15 protein-coding genes are annotated in these 15,352 nt (G+C 73.4%); 14 read left to right on the forward strand and 1 reads right to left on the reverse strand.

Going from position 1 to position 15,352, the window contains the following annotated elements; translation table 11 throughout:
• Positions 1 to 52: 52 nt before the first annotated feature.
• Entirely contained in the window at positions 53 to 1,234 is a 1,182-nt protein-coding gene (locus tag ACIBTU_RS05640) for a pyridoxal phosphate-dependent aminotransferase (protein ID WP_399124607.1), read from the reverse strand.
• A gap of 140 nt (positions 1,235 to 1,374) precedes the next feature.
• Here ACIBTU_RS05640 and ACIBTU_RS05645 point away from each other — a divergent pair, with 140 nt between their 5' ends.
• The 14 genes from ACIBTU_RS05645 (at position 1,375) to ACIBTU_RS05710 (ending at position 15,317) form a co-directional block, all read left to right on the forward strand.
• Entirely contained in the window at positions 1,375 to 1,704 is a 330-nt protein-coding gene (locus ACIBTU_RS05645) for a hypothetical protein (RefSeq protein ID WP_399124608.1), read from the forward strand.
• A gap of 374 nt (positions 1,705 to 2,078) precedes the next feature.
• Entirely contained in the window at positions 2,079 to 2,603 is a 525-nt protein-coding gene (locus ACIBTU_RS05650) for a DUF2617 family protein (protein WP_399124609.1), read from the forward strand.
• A 92-nt stretch (positions 2,604 to 2,695) separates the two neighbouring features.
• Entirely contained in the window at positions 2,696 to 4,204 is a 1,509-nt protein-coding gene (locus ACIBTU_RS05655; RefSeq protein ID WP_399124610.1) for a spermidine synthase, read from the forward strand.
• A gap of 415 nt (positions 4,205 to 4,619) precedes the next feature.
• Entirely contained in the window at positions 4,620 to 5,456 is an 837-nt protein-coding gene (locus ACIBTU_RS05660; protein WP_399124611.1) for an SRPBCC family protein, read from the forward strand.
• A gap of 37 nt (positions 5,457 to 5,493) precedes the next feature.
• Positions 5,494 to 6,282, forward strand: coding sequence for an aldose 1-epimerase (locus tag ACIBTU_RS05665; protein WP_399124612.1), 789 nt, complete (start codon positions 5,494 to 5,496; stop codon positions 6,280 to 6,282).
• Positions 6,283 to 6,306: 24 nt separating this feature from the next.
• Positions 6,307 to 6,861 (forward strand): orotate phosphoribosyltransferase, encoded by a 555-nt coding sequence (pyrE, locus tag ACIBTU_RS05670; RefSeq protein WP_399124614.1) that lies wholly within the window; start codon positions 6,307 to 6,309, stop codon positions 6,859 to 6,861.
• A gap of 146 nt (positions 6,862 to 7,007) precedes the next feature.
• Positions 7,008 to 8,039, forward strand: coding sequence for a class II fructose-bisphosphate aldolase (fbaA, locus tag ACIBTU_RS05675; RefSeq protein ID WP_399124616.1), 1,032 nt, complete (start codon positions 7,008 to 7,010; stop codon positions 8,037 to 8,039).
• 104 nt (positions 8,040 to 8,143) lie between these two features.
• Positions 8,144 to 9,298 carry a MalY/PatB family protein gene (locus tag ACIBTU_RS05680; RefSeq protein ID WP_399124617.1) on the forward strand — a complete coding sequence of 385 codons (1,155 nt, stop codon included), beginning with the start codon at positions 8,144 to 8,146 and terminating at the stop codon, positions 9,296 to 9,298.
• 29 nt (positions 9,299 to 9,327) lie between these two features.
• A complete protein-coding gene (locus tag ACIBTU_RS05685) occupies positions 9,328 to 9,741 on the forward strand; it encodes a DUF3151 domain-containing protein (protein WP_399124618.1) in 414 nt (137 codons plus the stop codon).
• Between the two features lie 155 nt (positions 9,742 to 9,896).
• Positions 9,897 to 10,763, forward strand: coding sequence for a tryptophan 2,3-dioxygenase family protein (locus ACIBTU_RS05690; protein ID WP_399124619.1), 867 nt, complete (start codon positions 9,897 to 9,899; stop codon positions 10,761 to 10,763).
• The gene (kynU, locus tag ACIBTU_RS05695) at positions 10,756 to 11,955 is read left to right on the forward strand and encodes a kynureninase (protein ID WP_399124620.1); all 1,200 of its coding nucleotides are present in this window, start codon (positions 10,756 to 10,758) and stop codon (positions 11,953 to 11,955) included. Before ACIBTU_RS05690 ends, kynU begins: the two co-directional genes overlap by 8 nt.
• Before the next feature lie 146 nt (positions 11,956 to 12,101).
• Positions 12,102 to 12,977, forward strand: a complete 876-nt coding sequence (locus ACIBTU_RS05700) for an alpha/beta hydrolase (protein WP_399124621.1) — start codon at positions 12,102 to 12,104, stop codon at positions 12,975 to 12,977.
• A gap of 161 nt (positions 12,978 to 13,138) precedes the next feature.
• Entirely contained in the window at positions 13,139 to 14,143 is a 1,005-nt protein-coding gene (locus ACIBTU_RS05705) for an alpha/beta hydrolase (RefSeq protein WP_399124623.1), read from the forward strand.
• Positions 14,136 to 15,317: an acyltransferase gene (locus ACIBTU_RS05710; RefSeq protein WP_399124624.1), complete on the forward strand. Its 1,182-nt coding sequence runs from the start codon at positions 14,136 to 14,138 to the stop codon at positions 15,315 to 15,317. Before ACIBTU_RS05705 ends, ACIBTU_RS05710 begins: the two co-directional genes overlap by 8 nt.
• Positions 15,318 to 15,352: the final 35 nt, after the last annotated feature.

Raw genomic sequence — 15,352 nt, forward strand, 5'->3', positions numbered from 1 at the left:
CAAGCCTCCGGGACGGGCTCCTCCGGACGGATCTTCCGGGTGGCTCTCCCGGCTACGCCTTGAGGCGGGTCACCGCATCGCTCAGGACCTCGTCCCGCTTGCAGAAGGCGAAGCGGACGAAGGGGGCGCCGGCCGTGCGGTCGTCGTAGAAGACGGCGTTCGGGATGGCGACGACGCCGCAGCGCTCGGGCAGGGCGCGGCAGAACGCGAAGCCGTCGTCGAAGCCCAGGGGGCGGATGTCGGTGGTGATGAAGTAGGTGCCCTGGGGGCGGAAGACGGTGAAGCCCGCGTCCGTGAGACCGGCCGCGAGCAGGTCCCGCTTGGCGGTCATCGAGGCGCGGAACTCCTCGAAGTAGGAGTCCGGCAGGGCCAGCGCCTCGGCGATCGCGTACTGGAAGGGGCCCGCCGAGACGTAGGTGAGGAACTGCTTGGCCGAGCGGACCGCCGTGACCAGCTCCGGCGCCGCGGTCACCCAGCCGACCTTCCAGCCCGTGAACGAGAACGTCTTGCCGCTCGACCCGATCGTCACGGTCCGCCCGCGCATCCCGGGCAGCGTGGCGAGCGGCACGTGCTCGGCGTCGTCGTAGGTCAGGTGCTCGTACACCTCGTCCGTGACGACGAGCAGGTCCCGCTCCACGGCGAGCTCGGCGACGGCGGTCAGCTCGGCGCGGGTCAGGACGGTGCCGGTCGGGTTGTGCGGGGTGTTGATCAGGAGGAGCCGGGTGCGGGGCGTGATCGCGGCGCGCAGCTCGTCGAGGTCGAGGCGGAACGATCCCTCGTGCGGGCGCAGGGTCACCGGGACCCGGGTGCCGCCCGCGAGCGCGATGCTCGCCGCGTACGAGTCGTAGTACGGCTCCAGGGCGACGACCTCGTCGCCGGGCTCGACCAGGGCGAGCAGCGAGGCGGCGATGGCCTCGGTCGCGCCGGCGGTGACGAGCACCTCGGTGTCCGGGTCGAACTCCAGGCCGTAGCGGCGCCGCTGGTGGTCCGCGATCGCGGTGCGCAGCTCGGGGATCCCGGGGCCCGGCGGGTACTGGTTGCCCCGCCCGTCGCGCAGCGCCCGCACCGCGGCCTCCCGTACCTGCTCGGGTCCGTCGGTGTCGGGGAAGCCCTGCCCCAGGTTGATGGCGCCGGTGCGCACGGCCAGCGCGGACATCTCCGCGAAGATCGTGGTCCCGAACTCGGCGAGACGGCGGTTCAGCAGAGGGCGCGCGCTGGAGGTCATGCGGGCCATCCTGCGCCGAACCTCTGGACTTCCTCAACTCTGCTTTGGCTTCGGGCGGGTGCGGGAATCCCCCTGTCACGCCGGTAGCGGCGGCCCTCGGGGATCACGGGGATTCCGAGGGGTTCGGGGGAACGGAAAGGGGGCCGGTGATGGAAGCAGTCGTCATCGTGGTCTTCGTCGCGGTGGTCGTCGCCATCGTGATCGGTACGGCGCGTGCGGGCGGCAGCAAGCCGCAGCGCACGTCTTTGAAGAAGAGCGGCGCCCGTGGCTCGCGGCGCAGCAGCAGCAACAGCAACAGCTGGTGGGCGGGCGGCGGGAACTCGTCCGTGGGGAGCTCCTGCTCCTCGTCGTCCTCCGGTTCGTCCGGGCACCACGGCCACTCGTGCGGCAGTTCCTCCTCCTGCGGTGGCAGCAGCTCCTCCTGCGGTGGCGGCGGCTCGTCGTGCGGCGGCGGGGGCGGGTGCGGCGGCGGCAGCTGACGCCGGCCCGGTGGGTGCGGCTCACGCGGGGACCACTGACACGGGGCAGTGGTGTCCGGGTGGGCCGCACACGTGCACGTACGCACGTCTGGACCAGCGGCGACTCGGACATCCGTCCGGTCATGTACCCGGAGGTGGTGCGCCGGGCGCGAAAGGTCGCACGGAAAGTTGAACAGTTGAACTGCACGGCGCCCGAGGGGATGGAAACCCTCCGAAAGTTGGGTAAAAACGCTGTGAGGTCGGGTCCGCCCATGATTCCCTTTAAGCGTCAACTCAGCCCTCGTACTACGTACTCATCGCGTTCGCGTGGGCACGAGCCGGTCCCTTTGACGTAGCCGGCCCCATCTCCCTTTGCGTGCTAGCGGAGCCGACCCATGCTCACGACCTTGAACACCGCCTACTCCGACACCAGTGCGGCCGACCTGGCCTGGACACTCGGGCGCGAGCCGCTTCCCGCGCTCGCCACACTCGACATCGAACTCGCGGGCGCGAAGATGCAGTTGCGTCTTCTCGGCGCCTCTCACCAGGTGCTCCTCGAGGAGGAGAGCGGCTCCTGCTCGGAGACCGTCGCCTGTATGCCCGGCAGCAGCACCCCGCTCCCGCTCGGCGTCGCCAAGCGGGTGGGCGACTGGGAGTACGAATTCGCCGCCCGGGTCGAACATCTGACGGAAGGGCAGTTCGCGGGCCGCGCCCAGGAACTGCTCGCCCTCGTCGCCGACCATCCGAACGGGCTCGCGGGCGTCTTCCCGGGCAGTCCGCACGCCTTCACGGCGATGCTCGCCCACCGCCACGAGGGCCAGGTGCACTGGCGCACCTGGCACGCCTACCCGCAGGACGGTCAACTCGTCGCCACCCGGAGCCGGGTCGGCGTCCGCGTCCCCGCCGCCGCGATGGCTTAGGTCAGCGGCCCGGTGCGGGGTATGCGTCCCGGCCCCTGTTCCACACGTGTGGGTGACAGGGTGCGGTCATGCGGTGACGTAGCGTTCCAGGGGTGATCGAACCGCACGCGCCCGCCCCGCCCGGGGGCGCCGGGACGCCCCGGCCCCTGGGCGCGCCGGAGCGTGCCCCGCTGCCGGTGAAGCCCGGCACGGGCCGGTTCCTGGTCCTCGTCGGCGTCTTCGTGTGCGCGGCCTGCGGACTCGTCTACGAGCTGGAACTGGTGGCGCTCGCCTCGTACTTGATGGGCGACTCGGTCACCCAGGCCTCCGTCGTGCTGTCCGTCATGGTCTTCGCCATGGGCATCGGCTCGCTCGCCGCCAAACGGCTGCGCTACCGGGCGGCCGCCGGCTTCGGCATGGTCGAGGCCGTCCTCGCGCTCGTCGGCGGATGCAGCGCGATGGCCCTGTACGCGGTCTTCGCGTGGACCGGTGACTGGGGCGGGGCCTGGCGGGACGGCCCGCGCTTCCTGCTCGTCGGCTTCTCCCTCGCGATCGGGGTGCTGATCGGCGCCGAGGTGCCGCTGCTCATGGTGCTCATCCAGCGGATCCGCAGACAGGACCCCGGCGGCGCCGTCGCCGACCTGTTCGCCGCCGACTACGTGGGCGCGCTCGTCGGGGGGCTCGCCTTCCCGTTCCTGCTCCTGCCGATGCTCGGCCAGCTCACCGGCGCCCTCCTCACGGGGGTGGTCAACGCGGTGGCGGGCGGCGCCCTCGTCCTCGGCCTGTTCCGGCGCGACCTCAGCCCGCGCGGCCGCCGCCTCCTCCTCGTGGCCAACGCGACGGTCCTCGCCGTTCTGGCCTTCGCCTGGGTCCAGGTCGACGCGTTCGAGCGGGCGGCGCGCGAGGCGCTGTTCGGGGCGCCCGTGCGGGTCGCCGAGCAGAGTGCGGAGCAGGAGATCGTCCTCACCGGAGACCCCGGCCGGACGCCGGGGCTCTACCTCGACGGGCGGCTGCGGGCGGGCGGGCCGGACGCCCGGCGCCGCGCCGCCCGGCTCGTACGGCCCGCGCTCGGGGGCGGGCCGCACGGGCGGGTCCTCGTGCTCGGAGGCGGGGACGGGGTGGCGGCGGGGGAGGTGCTCCGCGCGGGCGGGAGCGGGGTGCGGCGGGTGGACGTCGTCGACACGGACCCCGCGGTGGTGCGGCTGGCCCGGACGGACCCGGGGCTCGTGGCGCTGAACGGGCGGGCGTTCTCCGATTCCCGGGTGCGGGTGTCCACCGGGGACGTGTTCGCGCGGGTGCGGGGCGCTGCCGCGCGGGGTGAGCGGTACGACCTCGTGGTCTCCGATCTGCCGGATCCGGCGCTCTCCGTGGACAGCGCGAAGTTGTACTCCGAGGAGTTCTACGGGCTGGTCGGGCGGGTGCTCGGGGACGGGGGCCGGGTGGTGGTGCGGGGCGGGGGGACGGTCGCCTCGACCGTGCGGGGGGCCGATTTCCGGGTCGTGGGGTACGGGCCCGGCTATGTCGTCGGGGGGAAGGGGGTCACGCCTCGGCTGCGGGGTGCCGGCGCGGCCGCGATCGATCTCGGCCGGGCCCCGTCGACGCTCGTGCATCCGCGCTATTAGCGCGCATGGGCTAGCCGCCCGGGGCGGGGTCGCGGGTGCGGGTCCGGTGGGGGCTTCTCGCGCAGTTCCCCGCGCCCCTGAGGTGATTGCCTCGCGAAGCGGTCGTTCGTCTGCCGCGCCGTCGTGGCTGGTCGCGCAGTTCCCCGCGCCCCTGAAGGCACACTTCGTGCGCCCCAGGGGCCCGGTGGTCGCGCCCCGCGACGGAGTCGCTGATCGGGTACAGCCCCGCGCCCTGAGGTGCATGCCCTTCGGGCGCACCTCATCGATGAAAGGCTGAGCGGCGAAGCCGCAAGCCTTTCAGGGGCGCGGGGAACTGCGCGAGAAGCCCCACCGGCCCGCGGACCCCGATGAAACCGGGACCCGCGGCGGCGAAGAGGGAGACACGTTCCCGACGGCGTCGCTAGGCTCGGGCGGCATGGAGCATGAGGTGTTCGTTCCGGTCCCGGCGGAGTCCCTGAGGGCGGTGCTCTGCGACCCCCTCCGCGTGGCCCGGGCCCTGCCCGGGTTCCAGCGGGACGCCTCCGGCGACGGCGGCCGGCTCAAGGTGCGCATCGGCGGGACCGCCATCACGTACCGCGGCGCCGTCCAGGTCACCGAGACCCCGGACGGCTCGTTCACGCTGACCGGCGACGGCACGGAGGCCCGCGGCACCGGCGCCGTCGCCTTCGAGCTGACGGTCCGGGTCGCCGCGTCGGACGGCGGCTCCCGCGTCACGTTCACCGGCACCGGTACCGGCGACGGCCGCGTGGCCGAGCTGGACGAGGACGCCGTGACCTCCGCCGCCCGGCGCCTGCTCGGCCGCTTCGCGGAGCACCTCGGCACGGAGAGCCAGGACCTGGGCGCGGAGGAGCCGGAGGACGAGGACGCCGACGCGGACGACGCCGGGGACATCGACGAGGCCGAGGACGCGGACGCGCAGGACGGCGCGGCCGAGCCGGAGACCGTGTCCGTGTACGACACCGAGGTGCCGCCCTCCTCGCTCGGCCCCGAGACCGACTTCCAGGGCGACTACGAGGGCGATTTCGAGAACGGCGAGCTCCCGCCGGAGCCCACCGCCGCGCACGCCCGCCGCACGATGATCGGCCGCAGCGCCGAGGAGGTCGACCACGCCCCGCCGCGCGGCCGCTACGCCCCGGTCCCCGGCCCGGAGGGCGCCGCCGCGAGCGCCACCCTGCGCTGGGCGGCCCCCGCCGCCGCCCTCGTCGTCGCCTCCGTGATCGTCGTCGGCCGCGCCCTGCGCCGCCGCCGCTGACGGTGCACCTCCCGGACACCGCCTAGGCTCAAGGCTCGTGACGACTCAGGAGACGAAGCTGACCGCGGGCGACGCGGAAGTGACCGTGGCGCCGGGCAACGGCTGCCGGGTGAGCAGCTTGAAGATCGCCGGGACCGAGCTGCTGCGGCAGGGCGCGAAGTACGGCTGCTTCCCGATGGTGCCGTGGTGCGGCCGGATCAGGGACGGCCGGTTCCTGGACGGTGGGCAGGTCCGCCAGATGCCGCTGAACTCCCCGCCGCACGCCATCCACGGCTTCGCCCGCGACGCCGAGTGGCGGACGGCCCGTACGAGCGCGGCCGAGGCCGTGTTCACGTACGACCTGACCGAGCCCTGGCCGTACCCCGGCCGGGTCACCCAGATCGTGGCGCTCACCGAGGACAGCCTGACGCTGACGCTCGGGATCGAGACGTACGGCGACTCGTTCCCGGCGCAGGCCGGCTGGCACCCCTGGTTCAACCGGAACCTGGGCGGCGAGGACGTGCGGATCGGCTTCGACGCCGCCTGGCAGGAGGAGCGCGGCGACGACCACCTGCCCACCGGCCACCGGATCGACCCGAAGCCCGGGCCGTGGGACGACTGCTTCGGCATGCCGGACGGCGTCGACGTGACGCTCACCTGGCCGGGGCAGCTGGAGGTGAACGTGAAGAGCCGCGAGCCGTGGGTCGTCGTCTACGACGAGCAGGACGCCGCCGTCTGCGTCGAACCGCAGACCGGCCCCCCGAACGGCCTCAACACCGAGCCCCGGCTCCTGACCCCCGTCGATCCGCTGGAGACGAGCACCACCTGGACCTGGCGGCACCTGTAAAACGCGGCGCTTAAGCTCGTAGGCATGACTTCGAACGACGTGCGCGACGCGCTGCTCCAGCAGATCAAGGACAAGGCCGTGGTGCACGGCAAGGTGACGCTCTCCTCCGGTCTGGAGGCCGACTACTACGTCGACCTGCGCCGGGTCACCCTCGACGGTGAGGCCGCCCCGCTGGTCGGGCAGGTGCTGCTCGACCTGACGGCCGAGCTCGACTTCGACGCGGTCGGCGGTCTGACGATGGGCGCCGACCCGGTCGCCGGCGCGATGCTGCACGCCTCCGCCGCGCGCGGGCAGCGCCTGGACGCGTTCGTCGTCCGCAAGGCCGCCAAGGCGCACGGCATGCAGCGCCGCGTCGAGGGCCCGGACATCAAGGGCCGTCGCGTGCTGGTCGTCGAGGACACCTCCACGACCGGCGGTTCGCCGCTGGAGGCCGTGCAGGCCGTGCGGGAGGCCGGGGCCGAGGTCGTCGGCGTCGCGACGATCGTCGACCGTGCCACGGGTGCCGCCGAGACGATCACCGAGGGCGCCGGGGTCCCGTACCTCTTCGCGTTCTCGAAGGACGAGCTCGGCCTGGACTGAGGCGACCGGCCGGTAACCCCACAAGTCTGGAAAGATGGCGGCGACGATGATGTCACCCCATGGTGCTTGGTGAGGGTCGGACCACCGGTCAAAGACACCAGAACAACCCAAACCACCGCAACGCGCGCTTGACGAGGAGACGGCAGATGCCCATCGCAACTCCGGACCAGTACAACGAGATGCTCGACCGGGCCAAGGCGGGCAAGTTCGCCTACCCGGCCATCAACGTCTCGTCGACGCAGACCCTGAACGCGGCGCTCCAGGGCTTCGCCGAGGCCGAGAGTGACGGCATCATCCAGATCTCGACCGGCGGCGCCGAGTACCTCTCGGGCCAGGGCGTGAAGGACATGGTGACGGGCGCTCAGGCTCTCGCCGAGTTCGCGCACGTCGTCGCCGCGAAGTACTCGAACAAGATCGCGCTGCACACCGACCACTGCCCCAAGGGCAAGCTGGACGGCTATGTGCGCCCGCTGATCGAGATCTCCGCGAAGCGGGTCGCCGAGGGCGGTCTGCCGCTGTTCCAGTCGCACATGTGGGACGGCTCGGCCGAGACCCTCGCCGACAACCTCGACATCGCCCAGGAGCTGCTCGCCAAGGCCAAGGCGGCGAACATCATCCTGGAGATCGAGATCACCCCGACCGGTGGTGAGGAGGACGGCGTCTCGCACGAGATCAACGACAACCTCTACACCTCGGTCGACGACGCGATCCGCACGGTCGAGGCCCTCGGCCTCGGCGAGAACGGCCGCTACCTGCTGGCCGCCTCGTTCGGCAACGTGCACGGCGTGTACAAGCCGGGCAACGTGGTGCTCCGCCCCGACCTGCTCAAGGAGCTGAACGAGGGCGTGGCCGCGAAGTACGGCAAGCCGGCCGGCTCGCAGCCGTTCGACTTCGTCTTCCACGGCGGCTCGGGCTCCACGATCGAGGAGATCCACACCGCGCTGGAGAACGGCGTCGTGAAGATGAACCTCGACACCGACACCCAGTACGCCTTCTCGCGCCCCATCGCCGGGCACATGTTCGAGAACTACGACGGCGTCCTGAAGGTCGACGGCGAGGTCGGCAACAAGAAGATGTACGACCCGCGCGTGTGGGGCAAGAAGGGCGAGACCGGCATGACGGCCCGTGTCGTCGAGGCCTGCGCCAACCTGCGCTCCTCGGGCACCCGCATCAAGTAGTCCCAGCGGTATCCCCACGGGCCCGGCCCTCCCTCGGCACTGCGAGGGGGCGCCGGGCCCGTCCCGTTCCCCTGCCGTTCTCCCCGCTGCCCGGAGGGCCCTCAGTGACGTACGACTTCGACACCCCCGTCGACCGGCGCGGTACCTGGTGCGTCCAGTGGGACGGCATCACCGACCGCTTCCCCGACCCGGACCTGCTGCCGTTCACCATCTCCGACATGGACTTCGCGTGCCCGCCCGAGGTGCTCACGGCGCTCGGCGCGCGGCTCGCGCACGGCGTGTTCGGCTACACCGACTGGCGCAACGACGACTTCAAGGGCGCGATCCGCGACTGGTACCGGGACCGCTACGCGACCGAGGTGGACGTCGAGCGGCTCGTGTTCGGGCCCTCCGTGCTCAACCAGATCGCCCAGCTGCTGCGCATGTGGACCCGTGAGGGCGACGGCGTCGTCCTGCACACCCCCACCTACGACGGATTCCGCAAGGCGGTGCTCGGGGCCCGCCGCGACCTGCGCGCCGTCGGCGTCGACGACTGGGCGGGGCTGGAGCGGGAGCTGGCCCGCCCCGACAGCCGCGTCCTCGTCCTGTGCTCCCCGCACAACCCCACCGGGCACGTGTGGACCGACGCCGAGCTGCGCCGGATCGCGGACCTCGCCCGGGCCCACGACGTCGCCGTGATCAGCGACGAGATCCACTCCGACCTCGCCCACGCGGGCCGGCGCCACCTGCCGTGGACCCGGTACGGCGACGGGCTGCGCTGGGCGCTGGTCACCTCCGGCAGCAAGTCCTTCAACTTCCCTGCGCTGAGCGGCAGTTACGGCTTCGTGGGGGACCCGGACGACCACGCCGAGTTCGTCCGCAGGATGGGGCACGACGAGGGCCTGGAGTCGCCGCCGGTCCTCGCGCTGACCGCGCACATCGCCGCCTACCGCGAGGGCGGCCGCTGGCTGGACGCCCTGCGCGCGTACACGTACGGCAATCTGCGCCTCGTCGAGGAGCGGCTCGGCGCCGCGTTCCCCGGGCTCGGCTGGCGGGTGCCCGAGGCCGGCTACCTGGCCTGGATCGATCTGCGGCCGCTCGGGATCACCGAGGACGCCGGGCTGCAGCGGGTGCTCGTCGAGGAGGAGAAGGTCGCGATCATGCCCGGATCCGTGTACGGGGCGCCCGGCTTCGTGCGGCTGAACGTGGGCTGCCCGCGCGGCAAGGCGGAGGCCGGGGTGGACGCACTGGTCAGGGCGGTGCGCAGGGTGGCGGGCTGAGCGCCGGGCGCACGCGGCACACTGGACCCATGAGCCTTCACGAGAACCTCCTCGGGGGACCGCCCCCGACCCACCTGCCGGACGAGCCCGAGCCGCGCGAGCTGCTCGCGGGCGGCACCGACCCGGCGGACGTCGCCGCGAAGTACCCGACCTCCTCGCTCGCCTGGGCGCAGCTCGCGGACGCCGCGTACGAGCGCGGCAGTGTCGTCGAGTCGTACGCCTACGCGCGCACCGGCTACCACCGCGGGCTCGACGCGCTGCGGCGCAACGGGTGGAAGGGCCACGGCCCGGTGCCGTGGGAGCACGAGCCGAACCGCGGCTTCCTGCGGGCCCTGCACGCGCTGGCGCGGGCCGCCGGCGACATCGGTGAGCAGGCCGAGTACGAGCGCTGCACGCAGTTCCTGAAGGACTCGTCCGAGACGGCCGCGCAGACCCTCGGCTAGCCGGAACAGGGGCGAAAAGTCCAGGTCCGCCCGGTGTGACCGGGCGGACCTTGCCGTTTGGGGGGACGATTGCGGAGGATGCAGGTGGGGACCGGGGCCCCGTGCCGGTAACGGCAGGGCGGACCGCTACCCGGAGTACACATCAGGAGACAGCGATGTCCCACGACGCGGATCACGTAGCGGAAGACGCGACCCCACAGGACGCGGAAGCACCCGCCACCCCGCATCTCGACTTCGCGGGCACGACGCCGTACGAGGACTACGTCCAGGCCGACGTGCTCACCCACCTCCAGCACCTGCGCTCGGACGACCCGGGCGAGATGGTCTTCCTGGTCACCACCCAGGTCATGGAGCTGTGGTTCACCGTCATCGTGCACGAGTGGGAGACCGCGGGCGGGGCGCTCGCGCAGGACGACATCCCCACCGCGGTGGCGGCCCTCAAGCGCTCGGTGCGCGAGCTGCAGGCGCTGAACGACTCGTGGCGCCCGCTCGCGCAGCTCACCCCGGCCCAGTTCAACTCGTACCGGAGCGCGCTCGGCGAGGGCTCCGGGTTCCAGTCGGCGATGTACCGGCGCATGGAGTTCCTGCTCGGCGAGAAGTCGGCGTCCATGCTGGTGCCGCACCGGGGTGCCCCGCGCGTGTACGCGGAGCTGGAGAAGGCCCTGCACCAGCCGAGCCTGTACGACGAGGTGCTGCGGCTGCTCGCCCGGCGCGGCCACGGCGTGCCGCGGGCCGTCCTGGACCGGGACGTGTCGCAGCGCTACGAGCCGTCGCCCGAGGTGGAGGCGGTGTGGACCGAGCTGTACGCCGGTGACGAGAGCGGTGACCTGGCCCGTCTCGGCGAGGCGCTCACCGATGTCGCCGAGCTGATCTGGCGCTGGCGCAACGACCACCTGGTGGCGACCCGGCGCGCGATGGGCGCCAAGACCGGCACGGGTGGCAGCGCCGGTGTCGCCTGGCTGGAGAAGCGCGCGCAGAAGAACGTGTTCCCCGAGCTGTGGACGGCGAGGTCCCATGTCTGACCTGATCGAGCGGGCGCGCGAACTGGACTCCACCGACCCGCTGGCGGGGGTGCGCGCCGACTTCGTCCTCGACGAGGTCGTCTACCTGGACGGGAACTCGCTGGGCGCGCTGCCAGCGAGCGTGCCGGGCGCCGTCGAGGACGTCGTGCGGCGGCAGTGGGGCGAGCTGCGGATCCGGTCCTGGACGGAGTCCGGCTGGTGGACGGCGCCCGAGCGGATCGGCGACCTGATCGCGCCGCTCGTCGGCGCCGCGGCCGGGCAGATCGTGGTCGGCGACTCGACAAGCGTCAATGTGTTCAAGGCACTTGTGGGCGCGGTCCGGCTGTCGGGCGGCCCGGAAGCGGGCCGGGACGAGATCCTGGTCGACGCCTCCACGTTCCCGACGGACGGCTACATCGCCGCGTCGGCCGCGCGGATGACCGGCTGCACGGTCCGCCCGCTGGCCCCCGGCGAGGTGCCGGACGCGCTCGGTGAGCGGACGGCGGCGGTGCTGCTCAACCACGTCGACTACCGCACGGGCCGGCTGCACGACCTGCCCGCGCTGACCGCCGCGATCCGCGCGGCGGGCGCCGTGAGCGTGTGGGACCTGTGCCACAGCGCGGGCGCGCTGCCGGTCGGGCTCGACGCGCACGGCGTCGACCTGGCGGTCGGCTGCACGTACAAGTTCCTGAACGGCGGCCCGGGTTCGCCCGCGTACCTGTACGTGCGGGCGGGGCTCCAGGACCGGTTCGACTCACCGCTGCCGGGATGGAACTCGCACGCCGAGCCGTTCGGGATGCGGCCCGAGTACGCGCCGGCCGACGGCGCGGTGCGCGGCCGGGTCGGGACGCCGGACATCCTGTCGATGCTGGCGCTGGAGGCGGCGCTCGAGGTCTGGTCGCGGCCGGACGTGAGCGTGGACGCGGTGCGGGCCAAGTCGCTGGCCCTGACGGACTTCTTCCTGGAGTGCGTCGCCGCGTACGTGCCCGAGGGGCGGGTCGTCACGGTCACGCCGGACGCGCACGCCGAGCGGGGCAGCCAGGTGGCGCTGGCCTGCGCGGATGCGGGCGAGATCATGGAGCGGCTGATCGCGGCCGGCGTCGTCGGCGACTTCCGGGCGCCCGACGTGCTGCGGTTCGGATTCACCCCGCTGTACCTGTCCTTCGCGGAGGTGGAGCGCGCGGCGCGGGTCCTCGCCGACACGCTCGGGTGACCTGATCAACAGGTGACCGCGCGTCGGCGCCCCGTCCTTGTCGGGCGGGGCGTCGACGCACGTCACGGGCCTGGTAGCGTCCGCGTACCCCGCGGTGCCCCGGACAGGGCCCGGCACCGTCGACCATGACGCCGAGAGGTTGGAGCATGCCGGACGAAGCCGCCGCCCGCGACGCGGCCGAGGAGGCGTCGGCCTTCTCGCACCCCGTCGTCGAGCCGGACGTCAGCGCCGCGTACGGAGATCACCCGGATCAGGTGATCGACTTCCACGCGCCGAGGACGGCGGTGGCCACGGCCCCGCTGGTCGTGGCCCTGCACGGCGGCGCCTGGCGGGCGCCCTACGACCGGAAGCATCTGAGCCCCTTCTGCGACTATCTGGCCCGGCGCGGCTTCGCCGTCGCCAACGTCGAGTACCGGAGGGGGAGTTCGGTGCCGCACCAGGGAGCCGAAGGGCCCGTCGCCGGGCGCTGGCCCGAGACCTTCGACGACGTGGCGGCCGCCTTCGATGCGCTGCCCGCGCTCGTCGCCGAGCACCTGCCGGTCGCGGACGCGCGCCGCACGGTCGTCACCGGGCACTCGGCGGGCGGCCACCTCGCGCTGTGGGCCGCGGCCCGGCACGTGCTGCCCGCCGACGCCCCCTGGTTCACCCCGGCCGCGTCCGCGCTGCGCGGCGTCGTCGCGCTCGCCCCGATCGCCGATCTGGCGCTCTCGGAGCAGCTGGGCGTGTGCGGCGGGGCGAGCGGCCAACTCCTGGGCGGCAGCCAGAAGTTGTTCGAGGAGAGGCGCCCGTGGGCCGATCCGTCGCTGCTGCTGCCCACCGGGATCGCCACGACGATCGTGCAGGGCCGCACCGACACGACCGTCCCGTTCGCCGTGACCGAGGCGTACGCGGACGCGGCGGCGCAGGCGGGCGAGGTCGTGGGCGTCACGTACTTGGCGGAGGTCGGCCACTTCCCGCTGATCGACCCGGCCGCCGACGCGTGCGCGGTCGTCGCCGAGGAGATCGCCCAACTTGCCTGGTAGGCCGGGGGATTGACGAGGTCCACCCCTACCCGGGTATGACGCGTGATACCTGGGAGCTACGCGCAGGGTTGGCTCCCTGGCGTGATGCCGGTTACGGCCCGTGATTCATAACTTCCTCTCCAGAGGCACCGGACGGCGGTGCCCGGAGGGGGAGTGACGCCATGGGCCGCTGGCCGGGACGGATCCGCCGGGCACTGCTCGCGGCGCTGGTGACGGGCGCCGTGGCGGTGCCGGTCTCGGCGGCCGCGCACCCCGACATCCCCGCCCCGCCGCCGGCCCGCACCGGCTCCGTCACCGCCGGTTCGCTGGACACGACGTACGACGCGAACCGGGACGTGGCCCGTGAGGCCGCCCGTATGGCCACGGAGTACGGCGCGACGGGCCGCGCCCGTGAACTGCGCGAGATGGCGTCCACCGGCCGGACGTTCCTGCACTTCGACGCGCGGGGCTCGGGCCGGGCCGTCGAGGTGTTCGGCGATCTGACCCGCGCCCGCCGGATCGCCGTCCTGGTGCCCGGCTCCGACACGTCCCTCGACACCTACGACCGGTTCCGCGCGGGCGCGCTCGCCCTGCGCGACCGGCTCGGCGCGCGGGCCGCGGTCGTCGCCTGGCTCGGCTACGCGACACCGGACACGGTCGGCCCGGCCGTCACGACCACGGGCCGCGCCGAAGAAGCGGCACCCCGACTCGTCGACGCCGTACGGGAGTTGAGGTTGCTCCGCACCGACGGCCCCCGCCCCTCGGTCACCCTGCTCTGCCATTCGTACGGATCCGTGGTGTGCGGGCGCGCGGCCGGTGCGCTGCGCGGACCCGCGGCGGTGTCCGACCTCGTCCTGGTCGGCAGCCCGGGCACCGGCGCGGACCGTGTCTCGGAGCTCGGCACCCGTGCCCGGGTGTGGGCGGCGCGGGGCGACGGCGACTGGATCTCCCATGTCCCGCACGTGAGCGCCGGGTTCTTCGGCACGACGGTCGGCTTCGGCGCCGACCCGGTCTCGCCCGGCTTCGGCGCGCGGGTCTTCTCGGCGGGCGACGGCGGCCACAGCGACTACTTCCGGCCCGGCACCCCCTCCCTCGCGGCGATGACCCGCATCGTCCTGGGCACGGAGCCCGGCGCCGAGCACAAGCCCGCAGACGTATCCGATGTGACGGAGGCTCCTCATGCGTGAACTCCTGCTGCCCGCACGGTCGTTCGTCCGCCGCATCGACGAGGCGACCCCCGCCCACCGGAACCGCGCGGTCGACGCGCTGCGCGCCCTCGCGATCTGCGGTGTCGTCCTCGGGCACTGGTTCGTCACGGCCCTGGTGCCCGGCGGCGACGGCGCCCTGCACACCGCGAGCCCGCTCCAGCACCTGTCCTGGCTCGCACCCGTCTCCTGGCTGTTCCAGACCCTCGCCGTGTTCTTCCTGGTCGGCGGGCACATGGCGACCAAGGGGTACGCGTCGGCGCGGGCCCGCGGCGAGACGTACGGGGCGTGGCTGGCGGCCCGGCTCGGGCGGCTGTTCCGGCCGGTCGCCGCGGTGCTCGTGGTGTGGACGGCGGCGGCGCTCGGCATGCTCCTGTCCGGGGTGCCGTACGACACCGTCCACACCCTGGGGAAACTCGCGCTGTCCCCGCTGTGGTTCCTGCTGGTGTTCGCCGCGCTGACGGCGGCGACCCCGCTCGTGGCCCGGCTCAACCCGCTGTGGCCGCTGGCCGTCGTCCTCCATGTGGACCTCGTACGGTTCGGCCTCGGCGGCCCGGCCTGGCTCGGCTGGATCAACCTGGCGGCCGGCTGGCTCGTGCCGTACACGCTCGGCGCGGCCTGGACGCGGGAGGCCCTGGGCCGGCGGGCCGGGGCGGTGCTGCTCCTCGGCGGCGCCGCCGCGACCGCCGGGCTCGTCCTGTGGGCCGGGTACCCGGCGTCGATGGTCGGCGTGCCCGGCGCCCCCGTCTCGAACCTGAACCCGCCGACGCTCGCCGCCGTCACCTTCGGGCTCGCCCAGTGCGGACTCGCGCTGCTGCTCCTGGACCGGCTGCGGTCCTGGCTGCGCCGGCCCGCGGCCTGGGCGGCGGTCGCGGTGGTCAACCTGTTCGCGATGACGATCTTCCTGTGGCACCAGACGGCCCTGATGGCGGTCACCGCGACGGGCCTGCTCGCGGGCCGGCTGCCCGGCCTGCACACCGTGCCCGACTCGCTCACCTGGGTCGCGGCGCGGGCGGCGTGGCTGCCGGTCCTCGCGCTGGCCCTGGCCGTGTGCTGGGCGGCGTTCCGCACCTACGAGCAGGGCGGCCGGGGCCGCTCCCGGGTGGTGCGCGAGGGACGCGCCCGGCGCCCGCGGACCGTGGTCCGTCATGGCTGAGCGCGGGCGCCGGGCGCACAAGTCCCCCTCTAAGG

Source organism: Streptomyces sp. NPDC050145, from assembly GCF_044460245.1.
Classification (GTDB): Bacteria; Actinomycetota; Actinomycetes; order Streptomycetales; family Streptomycetaceae; genus Streptomyces.